The sequence below is a fragment of the Mesorhizobium sp. B2-7-3 genome, assembly GCF_006440715.1.
Classification (GTDB): Bacteria; Pseudomonadota; Alphaproteobacteria; order Rhizobiales; family Rhizobiaceae; genus Mesorhizobium; species Mesorhizobium australicum.
In genome coordinates, this window is record NZ_VFTY01000006.1 from 357122 (window position 1) to 380517 (window position 23396).

The 23396-nt window shown below is 62.2% G+C and carries 31 protein-coding genes; 14 read left to right on the forward strand and 17 right to left on the reverse strand.

Features of this window, described 5'->3' with window-relative positions; all coding sequences use genetic code 11:
• Window positions 1–4: 4 nt before the first annotated feature.
• The 7 genes from FJW04_RS16505 to FJW04_RS16535 all read left to right on the forward strand — a co-directional run bounded on the left by FJW04_RS16505 (window position 5) and on the right by FJW04_RS16535 (window position 4908).
• Window positions 5–1717: an HAD-IIB family hydrolase gene (locus tag FJW04_RS16505; protein ID WP_140661608.1), complete on the forward strand. Its 1713-nt coding sequence runs from the start codon at window positions 5–7 to the stop codon at window positions 1715–1717.
• Between the two features lie 20 nt (window positions 1718–1737).
• Window positions 1738–1923, forward strand: coding sequence for a hypothetical protein (locus FJW04_RS16510; protein WP_140617515.1), 186 nt, complete (start codon window positions 1738–1740; stop codon window positions 1921–1923).
• Between the two features lie 112 nt (window positions 1924–2035).
• Window positions 2036–2353, forward strand: coding sequence for a hypothetical protein (locus FJW04_RS16515; protein WP_015319105.1), 318 nt, complete (start codon window positions 2036–2038; stop codon window positions 2351–2353).
• 25 nt (window positions 2354–2378) lie between these two features.
• Window positions 2379–2822 carry a PPC domain-containing DNA-binding protein gene (locus tag FJW04_RS16520; RefSeq protein WP_140715506.1) on the forward strand — a complete coding sequence of 148 codons (444 nt, stop codon included), beginning with the start codon at window positions 2379–2381 and terminating at the stop codon, window positions 2820–2822.
• A 64-nt stretch (window positions 2823–2886) separates the two neighbouring features.
• A complete protein-coding gene (locus FJW04_RS16525) occupies window positions 2887–3888 on the forward strand; it encodes an ATP-dependent DNA ligase (RefSeq protein WP_140715343.1) in 1002 nt (333 codons plus the stop codon).
• A 157-nt stretch (window positions 3889–4045) separates the two neighbouring features.
• Window positions 4046–4564: a ferritin-like domain-containing protein gene (locus FJW04_RS16530; RefSeq protein ID WP_015319108.1), complete on the forward strand. Its 519-nt coding sequence runs from the start codon at window positions 4046–4048 to the stop codon at window positions 4562–4564.
• A 68-nt stretch (window positions 4565–4632) separates the two neighbouring features.
• A complete protein-coding gene (locus tag FJW04_RS16535) occupies window positions 4633–4908 on the forward strand; it encodes a hypothetical protein (RefSeq protein ID WP_015319109.1) in 276 nt (91 codons plus the stop codon).
• 299 nt (window positions 4909–5207) lie between these two features.
• On the opposite strand, the gene FJW04_RS16545 is transcribed toward FJW04_RS16535, so the two are convergent.
• The 7 genes from FJW04_RS16545 to FJW04_RS16575 form a co-directional block, all read right to left on the reverse strand.
• On the reverse strand, window positions 5208–5411 hold the full coding sequence (locus tag FJW04_RS16545; protein ID WP_140661611.1) for a hypothetical protein: 204 nt from the start codon (window positions 5409–5411) through the stop codon (window positions 5208–5210).
• A gap of 119 nt (window positions 5412–5530) precedes the next feature.
• Entirely contained in the window at window positions 5531–7810 is a 2280-nt protein-coding gene (locus FJW04_RS16550) for a xanthine dehydrogenase family protein molybdopterin-binding subunit (RefSeq protein ID WP_140715345.1), read from the reverse strand.
• 2 nt (window positions 7811–7812) lie between these two features.
• Window positions 7813–8835 (reverse strand): xanthine dehydrogenase family protein subunit M, encoded by a 1023-nt coding sequence (locus tag FJW04_RS16555; protein ID WP_140715347.1) that lies wholly within the window; start codon window positions 8833–8835, stop codon window positions 7813–7815.
• A gap of 1 nt (window position 8836) precedes the next feature.
• A complete protein-coding gene (locus tag FJW04_RS16560; RefSeq protein WP_015319114.1) occupies window positions 8837–9457 on the reverse strand; it encodes a (2Fe-2S)-binding protein in 621 nt (206 codons plus the stop codon).
• Window positions 9458–9734: 277 nt separating this feature from the next.
• Window positions 9735–10145: a DUF427 domain-containing protein gene (locus tag FJW04_RS16565; protein WP_015319115.1), complete on the reverse strand. Its 411-nt coding sequence runs from the start codon at window positions 10143–10145 to the stop codon at window positions 9735–9737.
• Between the two features lie 213 nt (window positions 10146–10358).
• A complete protein-coding gene (locus FJW04_RS16570; protein WP_015319116.1) occupies window positions 10359–10541 on the reverse strand; it encodes a hypothetical protein in 183 nt (60 codons plus the stop codon).
• Window positions 10538–10897, reverse strand: a complete 360-nt coding sequence (locus FJW04_RS16575; protein WP_140715349.1) for a DUF768 domain-containing protein — start codon at window positions 10895–10897, stop codon at window positions 10538–10540. Before FJW04_RS16575 ends, FJW04_RS16570 begins: the two co-directional genes overlap by 4 nt.
• 149 nt (window positions 10898–11046) lie before the next feature.
• On the opposite strand from FJW04_RS16575, the gene FJW04_RS16580 reads away from it, so the two are divergent.
• The 4 genes from FJW04_RS16580 to FJW04_RS29950 all read left to right on the forward strand — a co-directional run bounded on the left by FJW04_RS16580 (window position 11047) and on the right by FJW04_RS29950 (window position 15472).
• Window positions 11047–12117 (forward strand): YihY/virulence factor BrkB family protein, encoded by a 1071-nt coding sequence (locus FJW04_RS16580; protein WP_140617522.1) that lies wholly within the window; start codon window positions 11047–11049, stop codon window positions 12115–12117.
• A 424-nt stretch (window positions 12118–12541) separates the two neighbouring features.
• Entirely contained in the window at window positions 12542–13594 is a 1053-nt protein-coding gene (locus FJW04_RS16585) for an HlyD family secretion protein (RefSeq protein WP_140715351.1), read from the forward strand.
• Between the two features lie 8 nt (window positions 13595–13602).
• Window positions 13603–15216, forward strand: coding sequence for a DHA2 family efflux MFS transporter permease subunit (locus FJW04_RS16590; RefSeq protein ID WP_140715353.1), 1614 nt, complete (start codon window positions 13603–13605; stop codon window positions 15214–15216).
• A 91-nt stretch (window positions 15217–15307) separates the two neighbouring features.
• Window positions 15308–15472 (forward strand): hypothetical protein, encoded by a 165-nt coding sequence (locus tag FJW04_RS29950; protein WP_015319121.1) that lies wholly within the window; start codon window positions 15308–15310, stop codon window positions 15470–15472.
• 57 nt (window positions 15473–15529) lie between these two features.
• Here the strand turns inward: FJW04_RS29950 and FJW04_RS16595 are convergent, their stop codons facing one another.
• The 5 genes from FJW04_RS16595 to FJW04_RS16615 form a co-directional block, all read right to left on the reverse strand.
• Window positions 15530–15961, reverse strand: a complete 432-nt coding sequence (locus FJW04_RS16595; protein WP_023771244.1) for a hypothetical protein — start codon at window positions 15959–15961, stop codon at window positions 15530–15532.
• Between the two features lie 212 nt (window positions 15962–16173).
• Entirely contained in the window at window positions 16174–16923 is a 750-nt protein-coding gene (locus tag FJW04_RS16600) for a metallophosphoesterase (protein ID WP_140617525.1), read from the reverse strand.
• On the reverse strand, window positions 16916–17725 hold the full coding sequence (locus FJW04_RS16605) for a hypothetical protein (RefSeq protein WP_015319124.1): 810 nt from the start codon (window positions 17723–17725) through the stop codon (window positions 16916–16918). The genes FJW04_RS16600 and FJW04_RS16605 overlap by 8 nt, the downstream gene beginning before the upstream one ends.
• Before the next feature lie 287 nt (window positions 17726–18012).
• Window positions 18013–18615, reverse strand: coding sequence for a general stress protein (locus tag FJW04_RS16610; RefSeq protein WP_015319125.1), 603 nt, complete (start codon window positions 18613–18615; stop codon window positions 18013–18015).
• 21 nt (window positions 18616–18636) lie between these two features.
• Window positions 18637–19380, reverse strand: a complete 744-nt coding sequence (locus tag FJW04_RS16615) for a DUF4142 domain-containing protein (RefSeq protein ID WP_015319126.1) — start codon at window positions 19378–19380, stop codon at window positions 18637–18639.
• A 218-nt stretch (window positions 19381–19598) separates the two neighbouring features.
• On the opposite strand from FJW04_RS16615, the gene FJW04_RS16620 reads away from it, so the two are divergent.
• Window positions 19599–19886: a DUF982 domain-containing protein gene (locus tag FJW04_RS16620; RefSeq protein ID WP_224595357.1), complete on the forward strand. Its 288-nt coding sequence runs from the start codon at window positions 19599–19601 to the stop codon at window positions 19884–19886.
• 72 nt (window positions 19887–19958) lie between these two features.
• Entirely contained in the window at window positions 19959–20276 is a 318-nt protein-coding gene (locus FJW04_RS30305; protein WP_140715508.1) for a hypothetical protein, read from the forward strand.
• 29 nt (window positions 20277–20305) lie between these two features.
• On the opposite strand, the gene FJW04_RS16630 is transcribed toward FJW04_RS30305, so the two are convergent.
• The 4 genes from FJW04_RS16630 to FJW04_RS16645 are packed head-to-tail and all read right to left on the reverse strand — an operon-like array spanning window position 20306 to window position 22621.
• Entirely contained in the window at window positions 20306–20638 is a 333-nt protein-coding gene (locus tag FJW04_RS16630) for a hypothetical protein (protein ID WP_140715355.1), read from the reverse strand.
• A gap of 2 nt (window positions 20639–20640) precedes the next feature.
• Entirely contained in the window at window positions 20641–21000 is a 360-nt protein-coding gene (locus FJW04_RS16635) for a hypothetical protein (protein ID WP_140715357.1), read from the reverse strand.
• Entirely contained in the window at window positions 21000–22220 is a 1221-nt protein-coding gene (locus tag FJW04_RS16640) for a divalent metal cation transporter (RefSeq protein WP_015319131.1), read from the reverse strand. The genes FJW04_RS16635 and FJW04_RS16640 overlap by 1 nt, the downstream gene beginning before the upstream one ends.
• The gene (locus tag FJW04_RS16645; RefSeq protein ID WP_140715510.1) at window positions 22217–22621 is read right to left on the reverse strand and encodes a hypothetical protein; all 405 of its coding nucleotides are present in this window, start codon (window positions 22619–22621) and stop codon (window positions 22217–22219) included. The genes FJW04_RS16640 and FJW04_RS16645 overlap by 4 nt, the downstream gene beginning before the upstream one ends.
• Window positions 22622–22931: 310 nt before the next feature.
• Here FJW04_RS16645 and FJW04_RS30570 point away from each other — a divergent pair, with 310 nt between their 5' ends.
• A complete protein-coding gene (locus FJW04_RS30570; RefSeq protein ID WP_263484678.1) occupies window positions 22932–23066 on the forward strand; it encodes a hypothetical protein in 135 nt (44 codons plus the stop codon).
• Between the two features lie 4 nt (window positions 23067–23070).
• Here FJW04_RS30570 and FJW04_RS16650 read toward each other — a convergent pair whose 3' ends face one another.
• Window positions 23071–23298 (reverse strand): hypothetical protein, encoded by a 228-nt coding sequence (locus FJW04_RS16650; protein ID WP_181172959.1) that lies wholly within the window; start codon window positions 23296–23298, stop codon window positions 23071–23073.
• Window positions 23299–23396: the final 98 nt, after the last annotated feature.

Sequence of the window (23396 nt, forward strand, 5' to 3'; positions counted from 1 at the left end):
CGCAATGTATTTCATTGCCCTGGCGACCGACTATGACGGGACCCTCGCACATGACGGGACGGTCTCCAACAAGACGCTCGCGGCACTGGAGCGGTTCAAGAAAAGTGGACGTAAACTGCTTCTGGTCACCGGCCGCGAGTTGCCCGACCTCAAGCGCGTGTTTCCCGATGTCGGCCTGTTCGACAAGGTCGTCGCCGAAAACGGCGCCCTGATCTACACACCGGCCAGCGAGGAAGAGCGGGCGATCTCACCATCGCCGGAGCCCGAATTCGTCGCCAGGCTGAAAAAGCAGGGGGTGAAGCCACTTTCCGTGGGACGGTCGATCGTCGCCACCTGGGAACCGCATCAGGCGACCGTGCTCGAGGTCATCAAGAAGATGGGGCTCGAACTCGAAATCATCTTCAACAAGGGCGCGGTGATGATCCTGCCGAGCGGCGTCAACAAGGCCACCGGTCTGGCGGCCGCGCTCGAGGACCTTCACCTGTCGCCGCACAATGTTGTGGGTATCGGCGACGCCGAGAACGATCACGCCTTCCTGAAGGCCTGCGGCTGCAGCGTTGCGGTCGACAATGCCATTCCCGCGGTCAAAAGCACCGCGGACCTGGTCACGCGCGGCGCACGCGGCAAAGGCGTCGAGGAACTGATCGCCAAGCTGATAAAAAGCGACCACGGGATCGTGCCGAAGCGTCATGGCGGGATTGTTCTGGGATCGTCCGGTGGCGATGACATCTATCTGTCGCCGACCGAAAGCGTGCTCATCGCCGGCAGTTCGGGCATCGGCAAATCCACTTTGGCCACCGCACTGACGGAACGCTTCGTCGACAGCCAATTTCAATTTTGCGTCTTCGATCCAGAGGGTGACTATGACGGCCTCGAGGGCGCCGTTCGGCTGGGGGATGCATCGAGCGCGCCGACAAAGGCGCAGGTGCTCGACCTGATCGCCAAGGCCGACAGCAATGTCGTCGTCAACGGGCTGGCGCTGCGTGTCAACGAACGGCCAGACTTCTTTGCCGACCTGCTGCCTGGCCTTGGCAGTTTCCGTCGCCGCACCGCAAGGCCGCATTGGCTGGTCATCGACGAAGCGCACCATCTTCTTCCGAAGCGGCGCGACGACACCCGCGCCGTGCTCTCCCTGGAACTGCCGGGCACGATCCTGATCACCGTCCATCCCGAGGCGATTTCGACCGACGCCCTGCGCCTGATGACGGCCGTCATCGCCCTTGGCCCGAAGGCGAAGGACGTGGTGAAGACCTTCTGCCATGAGACCGGCATCGAGCCGCCGAAGGACATTCCCACGCCCAAGGGCGATCGGGTTCTGTTCTGGCGGCCGGGGGCGCGCAAAAAACTCACAACGGTCAAGGTCATAGAACCTCGCCAGTCGCTCAAGCGCCACAGCCGCAAATATGCCGAGGGTCAACTCGATGAGACCGGCAGCTTCTATTTCCGCGGTCCCGACGACGCGATGAACCTCAGGGCCCATAATCTGATGATCTTTGCTCAGATGGCCGAAGGCATAGACGACAAGACCTGGGAGTTCCATTTGCGCGCGGGCGACTATTCGAAATGGTTCCGCCACCAGATCAGGGACAAGGACCTCGCCCGCGAAACCGCCGAGGCGGAAAAGGACAGCAAGCTTTCGGCGGACGAGAGCCGCAAACGGGTGCTCGATGCCGTTCGGCGGCGCTACACGGCACCCGCGACGGCGCCAGAGGCGTAACAGCCCGACAGGAGGCGGTCATGAGCGACGACCGGCATGGCAAAGACGACAAAGACGGACGCGGCGAAAATGGACCTGTCTTCTCCGCGCGCCAGGCTTCGCAAGGCGAGATCATCCTGCGAACCCGCACGCGCCGGATCATCTTCGTGGCAGGACTGGTCGGCATCCTGATCCTGGCGGCGGTGGTCAGGTTCGCGATCGGTTAAACCTGCCTGGTTGCAACAGCCGCCGCGACAGGGTGTGTCGGGCAAGGCTGACCGCGATTGGAACCCGGGCGCCGACTTGGCGTTCAACCTCCATCGAGAAGGAGAAACGATCATGCCCCGAGGCGATAAATCCAAATACACCGACAAGCAGGAACGCAAGGCCGACCATATTGCCGAAGGCTACGAGAAGCGTGGCGTCTCCGACAAGGAAGCCGAGCGGCGCGCATGGGCGACGGTCAACAAGGACGATGGTGGCGGCAAGAAGGAAGGCGGCTCCGGGCGTGGCAAGCACACAGGTCACCCAGCGGCGCACAAGGGCGGCAAAAGCGGCGGAAAGGCGTCCGCTTCCCGATCGGCCGCCAGCCGGTCCGAATCGGCAAAGAAGGCGGCGGCGACCCGCAAGAGGAACGCCGAACACCACGCCCACTGACCGACCGCGAGGATTGGACGCCGGCATGAAATCGCGACTCATCAACGAGGCCAATGGCCAACGGACATTTGTCGTGGTGCTCGACCCGGGCGAGGAAGCGTTCGCGGCACTGACCAGCTTCGCGGTCGAGCAGAAGATCGGCAGCGCCTCCCTGACGGCGATCGGCGCGTTCCAACGGGCCACCGTCGGTTGGTTCGACCTGGAGGCGAAGAGCTATCGAAAAATCCCGATCGACGAACAATGCGAGGTCCTGAGCGCGATCGGTGATGTCGCGACGGGCGATGATGGCAAGCCAAGCCTTCATGTCCACGCGGTGCTTGGCTTGAGCGACGGCACGACCAAAGGCGGCCATCTGCTCGAAGGCACCGTTCGGCCGACATTGGAAATCACCGTGGTGGAAGCGCCGGGTCACCTGCGCCGCCGCAAGAGAGCCGAATTCGGCGTGGCTTTGATCGATCTCGGGGCCTGAAGCTGCCGCGGGTGTCGGTTGGCGGGCTTCGCCGCCGGCGCGTGCCCCAGAAAGCGACAAGGCAATGACGGACAGCTTTGCCCTACCCCTGAACACGCCCCCCATGGAGGCCAAGGCAGCCGACGCTCTGCCGGATGGGGAGGGCTTTTGGCAATACGAGCCCAAATGGGACGGGTTTCGCTGCCTCGCCTTCAAAGGCGACACGGATGTCGACTTGCGCGCCAAATCCGGCAAGCCTCTCGGCCGTTACTTCCCGGAGCTCGTCGCCATGCTGCGGCAGGTCGAGGCCCGCAATTTCGTCGTCGATGGCGAGATCGTCATCGAGCTCGAAGGCCAGCTTTCTTTCGACGCGGTGCAGATGCGGCTTCACCCAGCCGAAAGCCGCATCCGCAAGCTGAGCGCGCAGACGCCTGCCCGGCTGATCCTGTTCGACATGCCGGTCGCGCCGGGCGGCACGATCCTGCTCGGTGAGCCGTTGTCGCAACGACGCCGGGCGGTCGAGGGCTTCGTTCAGGACTGCGCCGAGCCCGGCTTGCGGCTCTCGCCCAGCACGACCGATCCGGCGGCCGCCAGACGCTGGCTTGAGGAAGCCGGCCATGGTTCCACCGACGGCGTGGTCGCCAAATTGCTGGCCGACCCCTACCGCCCCGGGGAACGCGCGATGGTCAAGGTCAAACGATTGCGTACGGCCGACTGCGTGGTTGGAGGATTCCGCTATCTGACCGGCAGCAAGGAGGTCGGCTCGCTCCTGCTCGGCCTTTACGACGATAGGGGCAAGCTCGACCATGTCGGCTTTACCTCGACCATCGGCAGGGATGACCGGGCTGGCGTCACCCGAAAGCTGGAAAAGCTGCGTGGCGGACCCGGCTTCACCGGCAAGGCGCCGGGCGGGCCTAGCCGCTGGAGCACGCAGCGCAGCGGCGAATGGGAGCCCCTGCGGCCGGAACTGGTGGTCGAGGTCCGCTTCGACCATGTCACCGGCGACAGGTTCCGGCATGGCACCAAACTGGTGCGCTGGCGGCCGGACAAGGCGCCGCGTCAATGCACCATGCAACAGATCCAGTGACGGAGTTCGTGCCGCGGACGCGCTTGCGAAGCCCGGTCGCGATGAGAGCCGACGCAGCGGTCGCCTCTTTGCGAGATGGCTGGAACAACCGTCCTCACGGCAAGTTGTGCTCCAGCTACACCGCTGGTGGGCTTCACGACAATTGGAGATGACAATCATGGCGACTGCGAAGAAAGCGGCAACGAAAGGGCTTGAAGCCCTGTTTCTCGACGGGCTGAAGGACATCTACTACGCCGAGAAGAAGATCCTGAAGGCGCTGCCGAAAATGGCAAAAGGCGCCGAATCCGAAGATGTTTCGGCAGCATTCGAGAAACACCTGCAGGAAACCGAGGGCCAGGTCGACCGCCTCGAACAGATCTTCGAACTCCTCGACAAGCCGGCCCGGGGCAAGACCTGTCCGGCCATCGACGGCATCATCGAGGAGGGTTCGGAAATCCTTCAGGAATACAAGGGCGACCCCGCGCTGGATGCTGGGCTGGTCGGGGCGGCGCAGGCCGTCGAACACTACGAGATCGCGCGCTACGGGACGCTGATCGCCTGGGCTGAACAGCTAGGCAAGAGCGACGTGGTCAAACTCCTGAACGAGACTCTCGAGGAGGAGACGGCGACCGACGAGGCACTTTCCAGCCTTGGCGAGGGTGGCGTCAACGAGCGTGCCCTGGAACAGGCCGCCTAGCTGGCGAGCTGTTGCCCCGGGCGCTTCAGGCGATCCGGGGCAAACTCCCCGGATTTCGGAGGACGACAATGGACCCCCGCAAAAGAGAGCAACCCGCAGTTCAGACGGAAGACCCGACGGAGACTGAAGGTCCCACAGTAGAGCAGCAGGACTGGGACGCGCTAGCAGGCGCGAAAATCCTTCCGGATGACGTCGAGGTGGAAGACGAGGCCGACGGCGAATTGCCCGAGGAAGATGACGACAACGCCTACCAGGAAAGCGACGAGGCATTGCCCGACGATGTCGAGGAAGCGGTCCTGTCACGCGATCCTTCAAGGGAAGGCGGCCGCTTCGACGAGGAGTGACCAAACTACGGGCGGATTCCGCTCAGCCGACCGCGTGCATTGGGGGCTCTTCGTTCTCGTCAGGATTGGGTAACGGCGCCTCATCGGGCAATCCTTCCGGCTCCGGTTCGCCGATCGGCTTGGGCTTCCAATTGGGAGCCGGCATGGGTACGTCGCGGTTGGGGTCGGGTTCTCTCGGATCGGGCATCAAATCTGTCTCTCTTTCTTTCGGCGAACTGTGCGGGTCGGCTCTGCCCAGCACGGTCGCATGCAGAGCCCGTCCCGAGCGCTCGGGACGGGCACGGAGCCACACAGGTTTGCTAGCGATTCTTGTGGCTTTGCTCGCCAGCTCTCACATGCTGTTCATGGGTTCCGCCACGCGTCGTGCCGGCGCTGTCGCCGCCTTGTTGGCGATGGTTGTCACCGGCCGCCTGCTGCTGACGGCGGTTCTTATCGTCCATGTTCTTGTGGCTCTGCTGGCCTGCTTTCACATGTTGCTCATGGCTACCACCTTGATTGGGCATCTTCTTCTCCTTTGAGTTATGCGAGGCGATCAACCGCCTCAAGGGTCAAAGACGCTGGCGGCCCGGACGTTCCCTCACGTAATATTTCGTGAATCGGACCGCCCATGGGGTAGGCCAGATCAGACGATAAGCTGCTCGATCCTGATCGGAAGATCGCGGATGCGTTTGCCAGTCGCATGGTAGACCGCGCTGGCAACGGCGGCCGCCGTGCCGACATTGCCCAGTTCTCCGAGGCCTTTGACGCCTGCCGGATTGACCTCGTGGTCAATCTCCGGAACCAGAATCACCTGGAGATCCTTGATGTCGGCATTGACCGGCACGAGGTAGTCCTGCAGATCTCTATTGACGTAGCGGGCATAGCGGCTGTCGACCTCGGTCGCCTCATGCAGCGCCTGGCCGATGCCCCAGATCATTCCGCCCATCAGCTGGCTGCGCGCCGTGCGCGTGTTCATGATGCGGCCGGCGGCAAAGGCCCCGACAATGCGCGGCACGCGGATTTCCCTGGTAAGGCGATTGATGCGAACTTCGACGAATTCCGCGCCGAATGCATATTTCACCGAATCCTCGTCCTGCTCGCCGCCGTGAAACTCCGGCTGGCCGGCATAGAGCTTCTTGAGCGCTTCGGGGCTCGCCCCCTTGGGCGCATACTCGGCATACTCCTCGATCGCCCCCACCCGCATGGCTTTCAAGACGTCCCCGACTTTTGCCGAAGCGCCGCCCTTGGCAATGATTTTGCCATCGAGGATATCCAGTTCCTCATTGTGGGCGCCGGCAAGCGGACCACCTTCGCCGATCGCCGCGGCAAACAGCTTCGTCCTGATCGCGTCGCAGGCCTTGAGCACCGCCGAACAGACGCTTGCCGTGGAGATAGACCCTCCCGACACGGGCGCCGGGGGCAAGGTGCTGTCGCCCATCTCGACGCTCACCCTGTCCATGGCGACACCGAGGCGCTCTGCTGCCATCTGGCCGGCGACCGTGCGCACGCCGGTGCCGATTTCATGCGAGCCGCTCTGGACGCGCACATCGCCGTCGACGGTCAGCCATACGCGCGCAGCGCAGGGAGCCGACGAGGTCGGATAGACTGCCGTCGCGCAACCCATGCCGATCAACCAGTCGCCGTCGTGCATCGATCCGACCTTGGCGTCCCGTTTCGTCCAGCCGAACGCGTCCGCCGCCTGATCGTAGCATTGCATCAGCGAGCGGCTCGAGAACGGCTTTCTCCCAATCGGCTCGGCTTTTGGCTCGTTCACCCTCCGGAACTCCACCGGGTCCATGGCCAGGGCCACCGCCATCTCGTCCATGGCGTTCTCCAGCGCATAGACGTAAGGCGTCTCGGGAGGCGAACGCATGTAGCCGGGCGTGTTGCGGTCCGCCTGGACCAGCGACACGTGCGTAAGCACCGCGCCGTAATCATACATGCGGCCGGTCGCCGACGTTCCCCCGACCACGTAGGGATCGGGGCGCGATGTCACCTCCCAGCCCTCATGCGCGAAAGCGGTTATGCGGCCGTCCTTGTCGGCGCCCATGCGGATCCGGTGCCTGGTCTCGGCGCGATAGGTCTGTGTACCAAACGCCTGCATGCGGCTGACCACGCAACGCACCGGCCGGCCGAGACGCCTTGCCGCAACCGCGACGATCGCCGTGCGGGCCGTCATCGGTCCCTTCGAGCCGAATGCGCCGCCGATGTATGGGCTGACAATGCGAACCTTCGCCGGATCGATCTTCAACTGCCTGGCAAGTTCGGCCTTCCAGCCGGTGACGTTCTGGGACGGCTCATGAATGGTGAGTTGATCGCCCTGCCACATTGCCGTCGTCGAAAACAGTTCGATCGGATTGTGGTGCTGCGTTGGTGTCGAATAGCGTGCATCGATCCTGACCGGAGCAGCGGCATAGGCAACATCGAAATCGCCGACCTTGACGTCTTCCTTGAACATCGGGCTTTTGCCCGCGGCGGCAATGGTCGTTGCTCCAGGGCTGTCGAAGCCCGCACTCGGTTTCTCCTCGGCGTAGTCGGCACGGATCAGCAGCGCAGCCTCCTCCGCCGCCTCGAAGGTCTCGGCGACCACCAAGGCAATGATCTGCCCATCGTGAAAGACCTTCCGGTCATGCAGCGGCGCGATCGAGGCGGCGGCGGTATTGCCGAATTTCGGCTTGTCCACCGCGTCCATGTCGCCATAGGTCACGATGTCGAGCACGCCCGGCACCGCTCGGGCATTGTCCAGGTGAAGTGCCGTCACCGTGCCCCTGGCGATACTGCTGGTGGCCAGCACGCCATAGGCGACATTGGCCGCCGCGAGGTCCGCCGGATAACTCGCCTGGCCGGTCACCTTCAGCCGCCCGTCGATGCGCGGCAGCGGGGCACCCATGTTCTCCTTGGGCTGCGGAGCGGCTGCGTTCATGATCACACCTTCATGTCACGGGTTTCGAGGAGCGCCCGCACCAGCGTCCGTTTGCCAAGCTCGATCTTGAACGCATTGTGGCCGCGCGGCCTGGCATCGGCGAAAGCCGTCTCCGCGGCCGCCCGCGCCATTGCCTCGTCCAGCATCTTGCCGTGCAGGACCGCTTCCGCTTCCCTCGCCCGCCACGGGACCGTGGCGACGCCGCCAAGGGCTATGCGTGCCTCGCGGACGCTGTTGCCGTCGAGGTCGAGAGCGACCGCCGCGGAAGCCAGGGCGAAGGCATAGGATTCGCGGTCACGAACCTTAAGGTAGCGGGAACGCCGGGTCCAAGGACCCGCGGGCACATCGATGGCGGTGATGATCTCGTCAGCGGCGAGGCCGGTCTCGACATGAGGGGTATCGCCGGGCAGGCGATGCAGGTTGGCGAACCGGATTTCGCGCGCGCCGCCAGAACCCTCGACATGGAGGTTGGCGTCAAGGGCAATCAGTGCCTGGGCGAAATCACCATGATAGGTGGCGATGCAGGTGTCACTGACGCCCAGCACCGCGTGTTGCCTATTGAAACCGTCCATTGCCGCGCAGCCCGAACCCGGCTGGCCCTTGTTGCAGGCCCATGAGATCTCCCTGAAATACTCGCACCGCGTCCGTTGCAGCACGTTGCCGGCAAGGCTGGCCATGTTGCGGAGTTGGCCGCTGGCTGCCAGCCTGAGGCTGTCGGCAATGACCGGATAGTGGAGCTTGACGTCTTTATCGTCAGCCGCCTCGCCCATCCGCACCAGCGCGCCGAAACGAACCCCTTCGGTGGTGACGCGGATTTGCCGAAGCGCCGGCTCGGAGAGACGATTGAGATCGAGCAGGCGGTTCGGCCGGGCAACGTCGAGCTTCATGTAGTCGGCCAGATTGGTGCCGCCAGCGATGAATTGCATGTCTGACTGAGTCGGCGGCCGATCCGGCGCGGCAAAGTTCGAAGCGAGGGCGATAGCCGCCGGGATGTTGGCCGGTTGCTCGAGAACGAAAGGACGCATGTCAGGCTCTCCCGGTTTCGTCGCGAGCCTGCACGATCGCGGCCACGATGTTGGGGTATGCGGCGCACCGGCAGATGTTGCCGCTCATATATTCCCGGATATCGGCCTCGGAACCGGCGTGGCCTTCGTTGACGCAGCCGATGGCCGACAGAATCTGGCCCGGCGTGCAATAGCCGCACTGGAAGGCGTCATGGTCGATAAAGGCCTGCTGCATCGGATGCAGGGCGCCGTCGCGCGAGGCGAGCCCCTCCACGGTCGTCACATCCTTGCCCTGCATCATCACCGCGAAGCTCAGGCAGGAGAGGACCCGTTTTCCGTCGACGAGCACGGTGCATGCACCGCATTGCCCATGGTCGCAGCCCTTTTTCGTCCCGGTCAGCCCAACGTGGTCACGCAAGGCGTCGAGCAGGCTGGTCCTGGTGTCGAGCGAAAGCTCGTAAGCTTGCCTGTTGATACGAAGCGAGGTGACGACCGGCTCCCGGAGCTTGGAACGGGACGCGGCCACTTCCTCCGCCTTGGCCTCAGGAGACAGGAGCGGTGCGACCGCAGCGGCCGAAACCGTGCCCGTCATGAAACGTCTCCGGCTGAGGCTAATTGGCTTTGGGACGAGGGTTTCGGACATGGCTCGCTCCTGGGCTGGCTTTCGCCGCTAACCTTTCACTCCGGGCATTGTTCCGAATGCAGTGCGACAAAACCCTGCCTGATCGCGAAAGAGTGATTTTGCTCCGGCATGGCGGTGAGGCGCGGCTAAACCCGATCGAAGCGGCCGCAACGAGGCTTCTTGGTGGAGGGTGGATCGATGAGGGGAAGGCTCGGACTCGCACCGGTGCCGCTGACCCTGGCGGCGGCCACTTGCCGGCATGCCGGCAAGCAAGAAGAACGACGGTCGAGGCGGCATCCTACTCCATGACATGTGGAGTGTGCCGCTTATCCTCCTTCGGATCGACGTCAATACGTGCCTTTTTCGGATCGAAGGCGCCATGACGCGCGATGGCCAGGGCCGCGGTATCCGGCGTCTCATACGCCCACATGAAGTCATCGGCCGAGCCGCCGACAGCATGAACACGCCAATAGCTCGCTGTTCCCTTCAACGGGCACTCGCTGGTGGTGTTGGTCTTCTCGAGGAGGTCGAAATAGATATCCTCGAAGGGGATATAGAAGACCGGCTCATGGCCCTCCTCCCGAAGAATTTTCGCACGGTCGCTTGCGGCGACTATCGCGTCGGAGAACCGGACCGTCACCGTGCCGAGGAATGGTTCTATGCTCATGCCGCCGATAGGGCGCCTGGAAATCGCTTCTGAACCTTGCATCTGAATTCTCCTTGGCCAGCGTCTTGATGGTTGGATGACATTTGTCTTCCACGCGTGAAGTCGAAATGCGCGGCAGTGGATTGAGGTTCCGGTCCCTCCGGAAATCCTGGCGTCCGCAGTCATCAGCCTAGCCGCGCCAGGGGAATGACCGGAGCCTCATCCGTCAGGCCAGCCACGCAAGCGGCAGCGGCGTATAGCAATAGGAAATCACGTTCATTTGGTCGCCGGGGCAGTTGGCTGATCGCCACCGGTCGTCGACTTCGGTCTGGCGTCCTGGTCGACTGGTGGGTTCTTGGTGACGGTGTCGGTGTTGGCCTTCGTCGGCTCGGTGTTGTTGTCACATGCGGTGAGCGCAAGACCCGTTGCCAGGATCAGAAAGGATAGGAACCTCGTCATCGCCATCTCCTCGAGTTGACACTCGACAAACGAGGTTCCGCGATTTTGGTTGCCGCCGTGGCCACCCCTTCCAAGGGGGAGCCGTTCCCTTCATCGATCGTTTCCGCGATGTATTCAGTAAGATCGCCCACCTCATCCTGGATGTCCTGCGCCGCGATCCCCTCATCTTGCGCATCCGCCACGCACTGATTTGCGAGTTCCTCCGCGGCATCGATGCCGGGCATAGGGATAGGCTCGTCAACGACGTGTTCTTCGATCCAATCCGAAATGAAGTGGGCTGTTCGATTGACGATCAGGTCGGCGTCCTCGGACAACTCCGCTTCGCCCCTGAGCTTATCCCTGGTTGTCGTTCTCATCGGACACACCCGTTCACTTGACCAATTTCAAACGCCGATCGGCCGCAAAAGATGCAGGGAAGGAGGAAAATCGTGATCGGCCGCGCATCGGGAACGGGTGTCTTCATCCCGCGTTGTCAGCCACGCTTTGGACATCAGCGAACCCGGTAATGGCTTTGAAACCACAACGAGGCTCTCCGCCGAACGACAAGCAGCCCTCGCTGATCGATGAGGAAGCAGCCGGCCGCGCGGCCTCGACAACGAAGGACAGCAACGCCGCGGCAGGGCGGGAGCCAGGAAGCCGTGGGCGCGACGCCACGTGGCCATCTCAAATCACTGGGCTGGGGTGGAAGGACATCTTCTGGCGACTTTGGGAAGAGTTCAACAAGGACCGGGTTCTGCTGGTGGCTGCCGGCGCGACCTTCTATCTCCTGCTCGCCTTGTTTCCCGCCCTGGCAGCCTTCATCTCGATCTATGGCTTCGTCGCGGACCCGGTCACGGTCGCCGACCATGTCGCTTACCTCCAGGGATTGCTACCGCAGGGCGGGCTCGATCTTATCCGCGATCAGTTGCAGGCCTTGGCCCGCCAGAAAGCAGGCGCTCTCGGCACAGGCTTTTTCATAGGCCTGACAATCGCCCTCTGGAGCGCCAACAGCGGCATGAAGGCGCTCTTCGACGCGATGAACATCGCCTACGAAGAGCGTGAGAAACGTTCGTTCATTACCCTCAATCTGATGTCGATCCTGTTCACGGTCGGAGCCCTGCTCATCGGCATCGTGCTGCTGCTTACGGTGGGTGTTGTTCCGGCGCTGTTGCGCTTTTTCTACCTTGATGCCTGGACAGAAACCGTGGTTGCGGTATCCCGATGGCCCATCCTGGTGGTGTCGATCCTAACCGGCATTTCCTTGCTCTACCGCTTCGGGCCGAGCCGGGAACATGCTAAATGGCGATGGTTGAGCTGGGGAGCGCTTGCGGCAACCGCGGCATGGATCATCGCGTCGTGGCTGTTCTCGTTCTACCTCCAGCATTTTGCCAACTATAACGCGACATACGGCTCGCTCGGTGCCGTGGTCGGCCTGATGATGTGGACATGGATTTCAGTCATCATCCTGATCGCCGGCGCCGCCATCAACGCGGAAATGGAACATCAGACAGCCTGTGACTCGACCACAGGCCCGGCGGTTCCCATGGGTGAGCGCGGCGCGGTCGTCGCCGACACATTGGGCAAGACTGCGGACTGATGAAACTTTCAGGTAGATGTCCCATCGTCACCTGCACGAGCGACAAGATTCGAGCCACTCTCACCAAGTGCGGCTATCGTCTATAAAACGGGAATGCTGGTACTCAGCGCCCCAGGTTGATGGGAGGGCGGTCCTATTGCCCAATCGGGCAGGCCAAAGAGGATGAGCAGCCACACACCGACTGGCTGAAGGGCGTCGCTGCCCATGGCGCTGGCGGGAAGTCAAAACAGGAACCTTTGCCAAGGCTTTGCCGTTGAAACCGCGTTCGCCACCGCGGACATCACCCTTCAGTCTGCTGAAAGCCAGTTCCGTGGATACGAAGCCTCAGAAAAGCGAGCCGGACCCGTCCGACGACAGGGCTGGACAAAGCAAGCGTCTCGCCAGCCAGCCAAGTTCGCGGCACGACAAATCGGACGATCGGCAAATGGACGACAGGCCGCAGAAATCGAACCTGCTGGGCTTTCCCAGGCGCCATCCCTATTGGACAGCGGCAATTGTCCTCCTGCTTCTGCTTGTTGCGATGAGTGTGGCGGTCTGGTGGCTGAATACGCGTCAGTATGAATCCACCGATGATGCCTTCATCGATGCCCGCACGGTAACGGTGAGCGCCGAGATTGCCGGGCGTATCACCGATGTGGCCGTCACCGACAACCAGCCGGTGCGCAAGGGTGACGTTCTCTTGCGCATCGACGACAGCGACTACCGGGCATCGCTCAGCCAAGCGGATGCCGGCGTAGCCGCCGCTCAGGCCGACATCACCAATGTGGCGGCCCAGATCGAGGCGCAAAATGCCAAGATCGACGCCGCCCAGAAGCAGGTGGCGCTGGCCCAGGCAGCGCTCGACTTCGCCAAGGCCGAAGACCAGCGCAATCGCGAATTGCTGACGAAGGGCACGGTGACGCAGCAGCAGGCGCAGCAGGCTGCATCGACCCTTCGACAGGACCAGGCAACCCTGGACAGCGCCGAGGCGGACGTGGCCGCGGCGAAGAGCCAGGTGACAGTGCTGCAGGCACAGACCAAAAGCGGCGAAGCCAAGCTTCACCAGGCACAGGCCAGCCGGGATCAAGCCCGCACGGCACTGACCCGTACCACTATTACAGCCCCTGTCGCCGGCCGCGCGACAAGCATTTCGGCCGCCATCGGCACCTACACCCAGCCGGGCCAGGTGCTCATGATGTTCGTTCCCAACGAAGTCTGGGTAAAGGCGAACTTCAAGGAAACCCAACTCGACAGGATGCGAACCGGACAGCCGGTCGACATCGATATCGACGCCTATCCGGACAAGACCTTTCATGGCCATGTCGACAGCCTGCAGGCCGGCAGCGGCACCGCCTTCAGCCTGCTGCCCGCCGAAAATGCCACCGGCAATTTCGTCAAGGTGGTGCAGCGTGTGCCGGTCAAGATCGTCTTCGACAACCCGCCCGATGTGCTGCTCGGCCCGGGCCTGTCGGTGGTGCCGACGGTCAAGGTGCGATGAGCCGCGACATGGCCAGCGACCAAGGCGAAAGCCGGTCCGCGGCCGGTGAGCGCAATCCCTGGCTCATCGCCATCATTGTCTCCATTGCCACCTTCATGCTGGTGCTCGACACCTCGATCGCCAATGTGGCGCTGCGCAACATCGCCGGCAGCCTGGCTGCCGGCATGGATGAAAGTACCTGGGTCATCACCACCTATCTGGTCGCCAACTCCGTGATCATTCCAGTCAGCGGGTGGCTGGCCAGCGTGATCGGCCGCAAGCGCTACTACATGCTTTGCGTCGCGACGTTTACGCTGGCATCGCTGCTGTGCGGGCTGGCGCCCAATCTCGAGATGCTCATCGTCTTCAGGATCCTGCAGGGCCTCGGCGGCGGCGGCATGGCGCCAAGCGAGCAATCCATCCTGGCCGACACCTTTCCGCCTGAAAAGCGCTCGCAGGCATTTGCCCTCTACGGCATCGCCGTCATCGTCGCGCCGACGGTCGGGCCGACCATCGGCGGCTGGCTGACCGACAATTTTTCGTGGCACTGGATCTTCTTCATCAACGTGCCGTTCGGCATCATGTCGCTGGCGTTGGTGCAGTGGCTGCTGGTCGAACCGGAGGTACTCGAACGCGAACGCCAGCAGCGGCTGAAAAGAGGTCTCAGGATCGACTGGGTCGGATTCATCCTGGTGGCGACCGCGCTCGGCTGCCTCGAAATCTTTCTCGACGAGGGCCAGCGCAACGACTGGTTCGCGTCGAGCTTCATCACGACTTTCGCCATTATCTCGGCGATCTCCTTCGCCCTGCTGATCCCATGGGAATTCCGCCACCGCGATCCGATCGTCGACATGCGCCTGCTGTTCACCCGCCAGTTCGGTACATCCTTCCTAGTGATGATGGCGGTCGGTGCGGTGCTGTTCAGCACCACGCAGCTGATGCCCCAGCTGCAGCAGACCGCCTTCGACTACACGGCGACGCTATCGGGCCTGTCGATGATGCCGGGCGGCATCGCCATGCTGATGCTCATGCCGATTTCGGGATTTGCCGCCGGCATCGTCCAGCCAAAATACCTGATCATGGCGGGCATGGCGGTGGTGGCGATCGGCCTGTGGCATATGACTTCGCTTACGCCCGACGCCAGCTTCAGCTTCTTTGCCTTTGCCCGCATCTTCCTGATGATCGGATTGCCGTTCCTGTTTATCCCGATTTCGACCGCGGCATATGTCGGTCTGGCGCCGCAAAAGACCAACCAGGCCTCGGCCTTGATCAATGTTGCCCGCAATATCGGCGGCAGCATCGGCGTGTCGCTCTCCAACACTGTGATCGCCCAGAACGCACAACTCCATCAGGCGAACCTTGTCGGCCACACCGCGCAATCGTCGCCCGCCTACCAGCAGGTGGTACGGCAGGCGACCGAGCACTTCGTCGCCGAGGGTTCCTCGATGCTCCAGGCCAAGCAGCAGGCCATTGGCTGGATCGGGCAGTTGATCGCCCGCCAGGCTTCACTGCTCGCCTATATCGACGTCTTTCGTTACTGCGCGGTGGCAACGGCGCTGCTGGTTCCTCTCGCCCTTCTGCTGCGGTCTTCGCAAGGAAACCCGACCGGCAATAGCGGGGAGGCGTCTGGACCTCCTGGATGACAGGAACCGATCGCCGGCCGGTCCGCACCGCGAACCGCTCCAAGCGGAACGGATCGTCTTCTTGCCGGTTGTGAAGGAAAGGAGATTTCCCATGTCAGACGGTATCATGTGGCTAATCGTCGTCGCCGGCGGGCCAGCGTTGCTGGTCATACTGATTGCCTATGTCCTGGTAACCCGCCGTAACCGTGGTCCGGTTGAACGCAGGGAAAGCGACCGCGCTACCGACCAGCTCTATCGCGAGGACGATCGGCGATAGCTTGCGCATTGGCGGTGTAGGAGGTCGTCGCGGACATGCAACGACCTCCCCTTGGTCTCACCGCATCAAGCACCGCCTCAGGAACGCAAAGAGCCTGTTCCCGCTGATCGTTGCACGGACCCGAGCTGCGGCCCATCGGGCTTTCATGGTGGCACCGACGTGGCAATCACAGACAATGTCGTGGAGTTGCCAGTCGCTCAATTCGAAGAAGCGCTTTGCCTCGCCGTATGTGTCGTCCCCCAGCCCCGATGCACGCAAGATCGGGTCTTCGAAGGCAACCGCGAGTGCCGATCCTTCCCCACGTGCGATGGCCCGTGCTTCAGGACGCAAATGTTCCGTGCCGGTTAGCGCACCGAGGCATCGTTCGGGATTTTGCTCGAGAAGTTCAGCCCAACGCGCGATGCGTTCATTACGTGTCATTACCGAAAACGGCGCCAGCGGCTCAATCCTGGCGACGGTTTGGAGCTGGTCGAGTGTCTGATGTTTCATGGTCGGCTCCTGTCTGAGAGGGAGAAGCACCCACGCCTTCTGAAGAAATTATCGCCCGGCAGGGCTTCGACAAGACGGAGGTTTGACGAATTCGCCGCTGGCGACGAACTCCAAAATAATGTCGCGGGCAAACAACCGTGATCAGCTCGCACTATCGCGCCGCCACTTCCTGGCAGAGCCTTCCAACTGAATGCTCGCACGATGCCGTGGCGTCAGAGTTCCAGCAGGGCATAGGGGCGGCCGTTCGGTTTGGCCACGTGCATGGCGACATTGTAGACCTTGGCGCCGCCGGGCGTTTGACCTTCATAGGAGCCGCGATGCGCGTGACCGTGCACAACGGCGCTGACCTTGAACCGATCGATCGTCTCGGCAAGGCGTGAAGAGCCAAGAAACGGAAATATCTCCAGCGGTTCTCCCTCGACGGTCTCAGCGATCGGCGCGTAGTGGAGGACCACGAGCGTCCGCTTCGCCCGTACCTGGCGCATCGCGTTTTCGAGGCGCATTGCCTCGTTGACACTTTCCGAGACCATCGCCTTGATCGCGGGTTCGCCGAAGGAGCCGAGCATGCGCGATCCGAAGCCGCCGACGAACCCTTTCACGCCGACGAAGCCGACCTCCTCGATTTCGACCGCATGGCCGTCGAGAAGGTGAACATGCGCCTGGCGCAGGATGTTTGCGACGTCGTCCACCGCGCCGGATTCGTAGTCGTGGTTGCCGAGCACCGCCACCACGGGGATCGAGCAGTTGCGCAGGTCCTCGGCGAGCATCTCCGCCTCACGAGGCTTGCCGAGATTGGTGAGATCTCCCGTCAGGACGAGAATCTCGGCTTCCCTCGATATCTCGCCGAAGAGATCGCGATACGAGGTTCGGGGATCTTCCCTGACATGCAAATCCCCCATGGCAGCAACTCTGAGCGTCCCTGCGTTATCCTTCGGCGCGACGTTCTCCAGGCGGTCAGGCATCACGAAAATCTCCCACGCCGCCGACGCCGGCGAAGCCCCATTCCTTGACATCGATCTCGTAGTCGGTTTGCGACAGCAGCCGCCCGCGGCAGATCTTCATCCTGGGGGACGGCAATTGCCGTTGCTTGGCGAGGCGGTCGAGCAGTTCATCGAGGAGCCATGCCGGGATGTGATCGCGCTCGCTTGGGTAAATCCATCTGAAGTTGATGAGCTGCATCAGCAGGACCTCCCAATGAACCTCCAGATAGGAAAGCAGCCGGTGCCAATCTATCTGGTCGTGTGCCTTGAGGATCGTGTGGGCGATATCGGCGCCGTCGTGCCGGCCCCTGTCTTGAATGAAGCATTTGGACCAGATGAGTTCGGTCGGCCCGATGATCCGCACACGGCTGCCCAGCAACTCGGTCTGTCTGGCGTGCTCCAGCCATCGATCGCCAACAGGCATCATGCCGTTGGCCGATCCGAAGATGACGTCGAAGAAATGCCTGCCCTTGAACACCTTGCCAAGCCACCGGTCGTCTACGATTTCGACGGCATATCCAAGCTCCTTGAAATGGGCGAGGATCCGCGCGTAGTCACCGGCCTTGCAGAAGATATCGAGATCCTTGGTCTGGCGAGTGACGCCGGTATAGGCGCTTACCGCATAGGTTCCAGCGACCAGAAAGGGAATGTCCGTGGCGGTGAGCTCGCGGACGGCTTCCATGTAGAACACCTCCGCGCCGGCGTGCTTAAGCGTCGGCGCCGCCTTTGCATTGATCAACGGGAGCGAAACCAAGACGTCTTCGCGTGATCGATCGGTGGTCATCAATGATGGCTCCTAGCCGCCAACCGACAAGTCGGCCGCTGGGACAACAACGTCGACCCCTCCATGGTTCCGCCTTGCGGGCGGGGTCAGTTTCGTCATGGAGCGATCTGTTCTGAGCGGCGGAGATTCCGCTGGGAACATGGCTTCAAACGCAATCGAACCCAGCCCGATGCCCTCGAGATGGATTCGATGGTGCTTAAACGCCGCAAAGCGCCCCAGCATAGCGCGGCAAGATCGATTTCCGCGACCTCGTCGCTGCGTGCCAGTCAGAGGAACGTGAGCCGCTTTCAGGGTCGATTGATTGCACGTCCGCCGTCGCGATCGATCTCGCCCGGCACGTATTCGCCTGCATTGGCATCGAAGCCGGTCCAGCCGTCGGCCTCGTACGATCTGCGGCGTTCGGCCAGGTCCACCGATCGGGATTGCCCCAAAATCTGCTCGGCATTCGGCACGAGTTCGTCCTCCACCTTGGCCGTCACCAAGGTACCGCCGCGGCGTACACCTTCCGCATAGACGTGCGCATCGCGCTCGGGCACGCCCGATTCCGTCAGAGCGCCAATGATGCCGCCGGCCGCTCCACCGGCCACGGCACCGGCAACCGCACCGGCGGCGGTGGCGGCGAGCCATCCGGCCGCGACCACCGGGCCAACACCCGGGATGGCCATGACGCCAAGTCCCGTGAGCAACCCCCCGGCGCCGCCGATCACGGCTCCGATTCCGGCACCACTGCCAGCGTCTTCAGCGGCCTCGGAACGATTTGCATCGTACCAGTCATCCGAGTTGTTGGCGACGATGCTGATGTTGGAATGCGGGACTCCCGTCGCCTCAAGCTCGCCGACCGCATCGGCCGCGTCGTCATAATTATCGAACAGTCCAGTTACGGTTTTCATGTGATTTCTCCTGATCCACGCTCACTTGCTTGCGGCAACCACGTTGCCCTGGTAGTCGACGCCAACGTTGAGGTTTTCGCCTCCCTTGGCCGCCTGGCCGCGCCAGATGCCCTGATCGTCCTTGGTCAGCTTCGACACGTTCGAATATCCGGCGTTCTCGATACGGCTCTTGGCCTGGGCTTCGGTGAAGCTGTTTGCACCAGGAACGAGGGCGGCGGCGTTGGGAGTATTGTCGGTCTTCACCGCCGGCGTTGTCGCTCCCGTAACGGAATCTTGCCCGGCGGCGATCTTTTCGATCGCCTGCTGGTGCATCTTCAGTGTGCCGACCGTTTGCTGGGCAAAAGTCTTGAGCGCGGCGTTGTCACCCCCGCTGGCATAATCCTCGAACAGCTTGACGGCTTCGTCATGCGCCTTGCGCTGCGCGTCGACATAGGCCGGATCAATCGGCCCCTGCGCGTTCTTGAGCTTATCCAGATCGCCCTGATGCTGAGCGTCGAGCGCTGAGGGCACCTTCAGTTTTTGTTCGCCGGCGACCGCTTGCAGCTTGGTGTTGGCGGCGCCGTGGTCCCGGATCATCATCTGGGCAAAATCCTTGATGCGCTGGTCCTGGGCCTTGCCCAAGGCAATCTGACTCGAGTCCACTTCGAACTTGCCGCCGACGGCAGCCTTGTCGACAAAATCCTGGGCGCTGTCGGCCGCGAAGGCAGGCATTGCGAGAACCGTGGAAGCAACCGCGAGGGATGCGAGAAGGTGTCGTGTTTTCATCGGCTTTGTCCTTGTCGGTGAGCGAATTTGCGCTGCGTCCTAACAAGCCAAGATGCGCTTTGTTCCGCTCTCCAGGCCCCATGCCGCTAGACCCGGCAGCGCCAGAAAACCATGGGTGGAGACGAGCGGCTCAGGCGTCGTTATTCCAAATTCCAAACGCCAGGTGCACTGGAACAAATCGACTGTCGCGGCGTTAGAGGCCGTCCGCGGAAGGCTCCGTGGAGCAACAGGCGAAGGTCTTGGAGGGGCGGGTGCGTACAGGCCATTTCAGAAAACCGATCGTTATTCAACCTGGCCGCATAGACCGCGACAGGGTTGTGGTCTCTGTGTCCGATGCCGCCGAAGTGCTGCTGCGGGACTGGCCAAAGCCGACGTCGGAAAGGCGTCTTGCCGCGATCAGGGCCTGCCTTGCGGTGATGCGTGGCGAAAAGCCTCCAAGGGTTGCACGACAGGCGTTCATTGTTGCGGCCAAGGACGCCAGGATTCTGCTCGGCGATCAAATCTAGTCGTTGGCGCCATGCGCACCACCGCTGCGGATTTGGCAGAGCCTGGTTCGAACGAGAGAGGTCAGTGCCAAGATGTCAATTCCTACACCGGCCTCAGCCAGAGGCGAGATCCAGGGGGGAGAGACGCAGGACAAAACGCCGGGCTTCGATCCTGCCGTTGCTCCGATGGAGACCGATGCCGAGGCGGCGGACACACAAAATCCGATCCCTACGGAGCCGCCACGTTCCCGCCGGCCGAAATTCGAAAATGACGCCAGCTTCGCCAACGCGATGCGGCCAGTCGAAGGCGAGCCGAAACCGCGGCCTCGCAGCAACTGGCCGCTGTTGGTCGTTGCAGCCGTCGTTTTGGTAGCGGCCGCGGTTTTTCTGGCGGCGAGCATGCTTCGGTGAAGACGTCTGCGAGGAAGCGCGGCGACGGCTTATTCGCGAAGATCGGGTGCGCTCTTCATGCCGGAAAGTTCGGTCATCGGACACAGCAGCCGCGGCCGCGCCGGGTTAGAAATGTCGAGCTTGTCCCAAGGGATGCGGTATAGGCCATCGCGGCGGCGCAGCCGAAAGAGATCGAGCACGGCCACGCCTATGGCCGAGGCCGAAAGACGTTCGAAAGCGGCGTAGACGCCGACATGGAATTCGGTAACGACAAAATCGTCGCCATCCGGTTCGGCGCGGATTTCCTCGATGTAGCCGATGCTCTTGCCCCGCTGCGAAAGCACGCGTCGCCCAGCCAGATGTTCAAGATTGACGATGGTCATCATCAAGCTCCCGGAATGCGTCCGATGACATGATCGCGCAACCAGTCCTGCCAGGCGAAGATCGTCGTGCGACGCACATCGATATCGAACTCGACGTCGACGCCGATATCTTTCACCTTGTGCCAGGCGATCCGATGCGGCTCGCCATGGCGCTTGCCACCCAGCTTTGCCGCGAGTTGCGCCATCCATCGCCCCGGCCACGTGCCAAGGCGACGCGCCAAGGTGATGGAGCCGAGTTCGATCGCGACGATCCTTGGGGGCTTGCCCTGCCGCAATTCGGCCACCAGCCCGTCGACCTTGCCGATTTTGACCTGGCGGCGGTCGACCACCTGCTTGTCCAGGAGATCACGCAGCAACTCCATCATGTGCCTCCGAATATCTGCAGCGGGATCGTCACCACGGCCAGCACAAAGCCGAGCGCGATGATGAAGATGACCGCGGCATTCGAGAGAATGCCGTTGCGATGCTCGCCGACGTAGCGTTCGTCGTTCAGCAGAAACAGGAATGGAACCACCGTCAACGGCAGGCTGGCCGCCGTCAGCGCCATGGAAAATATGGTGAGCCTCAACGGATCGACACCAAGCATGATCGGGATGGCCGCAAGCAACAACGATACCGTATACACGGCGCTGAAGCCTGGATTGTCGCGCGGCTTGCGGTCCTCGCCCCAAGTCCAGCCGAAACCTTGCGCCACGAGGTAAGCCTGTTGCAGCGCGACTTCGAGTGCAGCGCCGAAGCAGGCAATGGCGAGAGAGGCTACGAACAGGATGAAACCCCAGAAGCCGAATACCGGGATCAGCATCAATGGCATTTGGTGATAGTCGTCGACCTGGTTGATGCCGTGCGTGGCCAGCACGAGAGCGGCCACGATCAACACGCCGATCGAAATAGTGCCGCCGAAGGTCATCCCCAGTCCCGCTATGGCCCGGTTGGCGCCGAGGTAGCTCTTGTCCCACTGGTCCTCGATAGCCCCCGAGGAATAGAACATGAACAGGTAGGGCGATATCGAGGCGCCGAGAATGCTGACCGCCATGAACCAGTAATTGGCGGTATCGTGGGCTGGCAGCGAAGGCACTGCGCCAGCCGCGACCGCCGTCCAATCGGGTTTCAGCATCACGGCCGCGACGACGAAACACAACGTCACCAAGCCGAGCATCGACACGCCTTTCTCGATGAAACCGAACGTGCCTTTCCAGAGCAGCAGCCATGCCAGAAAAGCCACCGGCAGAGCCCACCACTGGAAGCCTATGCCGGTGGCAAGTTCGAGTGCGATGGCAACGCCGCCGATCTCGGCGGAGAGCACCATGAGACTGAGCAGCAAGGTGGCAAGCAACGGCCACACAAAGACGTTGAAACCAAATCTCTCGCGGATGCCGTCGCAGATCGTGTGATGGCTCACCGCGGCGAACCGGCCGGCCATTTCCACCAGAAAGATGATGCAGATGGTGCCGAGGACCACGGCCCAGATCAACTGGAAGCCGAAGGTTGCGCCCGCTTGGGCCGCCGTCGCCATCGATCCGACTTCGAGGAAGCCGCCAACGCTGGTAACCACGCCGAGCGATATTTCCACGAGCTTCTTCATGGCTTCGGCGCGAAATATCTGGCATAGGCGGTCGCCAGCGTGCGCGAGCCCCGTCGAAGATCCTGCTTTGCGTTTTGGACCTCCGCTCGATTGTCCGCCTGCAATCCCGCTTCGGCGCGAGCCACCGCGGCTGACAGATCCTTGACCGCTGCCGCCAAAGCAGATTGCTCGGCGGGTTCAGCCGTTCCGGCCGATCGGATTTGTGCCTCGGCGTCGGCCAGAGTCTTGCCGGTCGACCGCAGCGTGCCGGCTGTGTATGCGAACGGCGCTGCCCCATCCATCCAGGCATCGAGCATTACCGATACGGTCTGTGCCGCGGAGGCCGCCGTTTGTGATTGCTGCTCGATCTGGTCGGAGGACGAGCATCCCGCCAAGACGCTCGTGAGCAACAGCACGCACATACAACTCAGCCTGGGATAAGGGCCACTAAAGGTCAAAGCCGGCGTTTGGTGCGCCACGAGAATGATCTCCCCGAGCCGATGGAAGTCGCGGTCGGCGTGAATTGATCTAGAGCGCCCGGTGTGCCCGTCAATCAAACGCCACCGCTCGGACAGGCGCCGACCACGAGACATAAGAACCAACGACAGAGGCCCGCCGGCCACGAGACCCAATTCAAGCGGAACAAAGCATCGATTGTGGGATTGGGACACGGGAAGGTGGCGACCCGTCCTGATCATCGACGTGATGGACTGCTGCACAGAGGATTCGGCAATGCCTCGTCTCATAGTCTGGATAGCCATCGTGGCGGTCGTCATCATCGCGGCTTGGTTGTGGCTCGGCAGCCATAGAACGAGCAACGATAGCGGCAGCCAGCCCGCGCCCCACGCGATCGACCAGAACGGCTAGGTGTTCAATCCTGCTCTGTTGGGTCTGCAGGGTTCTCGATCCGGTATTCGTGAACCAGGCCAAGAACCTGATTTCTCACTGTCTCGCGCGCTTCGGGCTGAATGAAAAGCATCAGCCGGTCGACGGTTTCAACGACCGGCCGCGGCAGGTCCGCTACCGCGTCGGTGAGCTCACTGCCGTGTTCATACAGGTTGTCCGTCAGCTTCTTGTCCAGATCGGAAAGGATACCCATCACCAAGCTCCATAGCTTTGCTCTCCATCCTGATAATGGTCAGTCCAGCGGAGATGTTCCGAGAAGCACGCAAGCGCCCGGCGCCGTTTCGATATTCG

Excerpts from the sequence above, each read along its gene's own strand:
- FJW04_RS29950 (WP_015319121.1), top strand. The coding sequence starts at position 15,308 with ATGTCAGACGGTATCATGTGGCTAATCGTCGTCGCCGGCGGGCCAGCG.
- FJW04_RS16590 (WP_140715353.1), top strand. The coding sequence starts at position 13,603 with ATGGCCAGCGACCAAGGCGAAAGCCGGTCCGCGGCCGGTGAGCGCAAT.
- FJW04_RS16550 (WP_140715345.1), bottom strand. The coding sequence starts at position 7,810 with ATGAACGCAGCCGCTCCGCAGCCCAAGGAGAACATGGGTGCCCCGCTG.
- FJW04_RS16595 (WP_023771244.1), bottom strand. The coding sequence starts at position 15,961 with ATGAAACATCAGACACTCGACCAGCTCCAAACCGTCGCCAGGATTGAG.
- FJW04_RS16505 (WP_140661608.1), top strand. The coding sequence starts at position 5 with ATGTATTTCATTGCCCTGGCGACCGACTATGACGGGACCCTCGCACAT.
- FJW04_RS16575 (WP_140715349.1), bottom strand. The coding sequence starts at position 10,897 with ATGAGAACGACAACCAGGGATAAGCTCAGGGGCGAAGCGGAGTTGTCC.
- FJW04_RS16580 (WP_140617522.1), top strand. The coding sequence starts at position 11,047 with ATGGCTTTGAAACCACAACGAGGCTCTCCGCCGAACGACAAGCAGCCC.
- FJW04_RS16640 (WP_015319131.1), bottom strand. The coding sequence starts at position 22,220 with ATGAAGAAGCTCGTGGAAATATCGCTCGGCGTGGTTACCAGCGTTGGC.
- FJW04_RS30305 (WP_140715508.1), top strand. The coding sequence starts at position 19,959 with ATGTCAATTCCTACACCGGCCTCAGCCAGAGGCGAGATCCAGGGGGGA.
- FJW04_RS16555 (WP_140715347.1), bottom strand. The coding sequence starts at position 8,835 with ATGCGTCCTTTCGTTCTCGAGCAACCGGCCAACATCCCGGCGGCTATC.
- FJW04_RS16585 (WP_140715351.1), top strand. The coding sequence starts at position 12,542 with ATGGACGACAGGCCGCAGAAATCGAACCTGCTGGGCTTTCCCAGGCGC.
- FJW04_RS30570 (WP_263484678.1), top strand. The coding sequence starts at position 22,932 with ATGCCTCGTCTCATAGTCTGGATAGCCATCGTGGCGGTCGTCATCATC.
- FJW04_RS16525 (WP_140715343.1), top strand. The coding sequence starts at position 2,887 with ATGACGGACAGCTTTGCCCTACCCCTGAACACGCCCCCCATGGAGGCC.
- FJW04_RS16610 (WP_015319125.1), bottom strand. The coding sequence starts at position 18,615 with ATGAAAACCGTAACTGGACTGTTCGATAATTATGACGACGCGGCCGAT.
- FJW04_RS16510 (WP_140617515.1), top strand. The coding sequence starts at position 1,738 with ATGAGCGACGACCGGCATGGCAAAGACGACAAAGACGGACGCGGCGAA.
- FJW04_RS16520 (WP_140715506.1), top strand. The coding sequence starts at position 2,379 with ATGAAATCGCGACTCATCAACGAGGCCAATGGCCAACGGACATTTGTC.
- FJW04_RS16560 (WP_015319114.1), bottom strand. The coding sequence starts at position 9,457 with ATGTCCGAAACCCTCGTCCCAAAGCCAATTAGCCTCAGCCGGAGACGT.
- FJW04_RS16600 (WP_140617525.1), bottom strand. The coding sequence starts at position 16,923 with ATGCCTGACCGCCTGGAGAACGTCGCGCCGAAGGATAACGCAGGGACG.
- FJW04_RS16570 (WP_015319116.1), bottom strand. The coding sequence starts at position 10,541 with ATGACGAGGTTCCTATCCTTTCTGATCCTGGCAACGGGTCTTGCGCTC.
- FJW04_RS16650 (WP_181172959.1), bottom strand. The coding sequence starts at position 23,298 with ATGGGTATCCTTTCCGATCTGGACAAGAAGCTGACGGACAACCTGTAT.
- FJW04_RS16635 (WP_140715357.1), bottom strand. The coding sequence starts at position 21,000 with ATGGAGTTGCTGCGTGATCTCCTGGACAAGCAGGTGGTCGACCGCCGC.
- FJW04_RS16530 (WP_015319108.1), top strand. The coding sequence starts at position 4,046 with ATGGCGACTGCGAAGAAAGCGGCAACGAAAGGGCTTGAAGCCCTGTTT.
- FJW04_RS16615 (WP_015319126.1), bottom strand. The coding sequence starts at position 19,380 with ATGAAAACACGACACCTTCTCGCATCCCTCGCGGTTGCTTCCACGGTT.
- FJW04_RS16605 (WP_015319124.1), bottom strand. The coding sequence starts at position 17,725 with ATGACCACCGATCGATCACGCGAAGACGTCTTGGTTTCGCTCCCGTTG.
- FJW04_RS16630 (WP_140715355.1), bottom strand. The coding sequence starts at position 20,638 with ATGACCATCGTCAATCTTGAACATCTGGCTGGGCGACGCGTGCTTTCG.
- FJW04_RS16565 (WP_015319115.1), bottom strand. The coding sequence starts at position 10,145 with ATGCAAGGTTCAGAAGCGATTTCCAGGCGCCCTATCGGCGGCATGAGC.
- FJW04_RS16645 (WP_140715510.1), bottom strand. The coding sequence starts at position 22,621 with ATGTGCGTGCTGTTGCTCACGAGCGTCTTGGCGGGATGCTCGTCCTCC.
- FJW04_RS16545 (WP_140661611.1), bottom strand. The coding sequence starts at position 5,411 with ATGCCCAATCAAGGTGGTAGCCATGAGCAACATGTGAAAGCAGGCCAG.
- FJW04_RS16515 (WP_015319105.1), top strand. The coding sequence starts at position 2,036 with ATGCCCCGAGGCGATAAATCCAAATACACCGACAAGCAGGAACGCAAG.
- FJW04_RS16535 (WP_015319109.1), top strand. The coding sequence starts at position 4,633 with ATGGACCCCCGCAAAAGAGAGCAACCCGCAGTTCAGACGGAAGACCCG.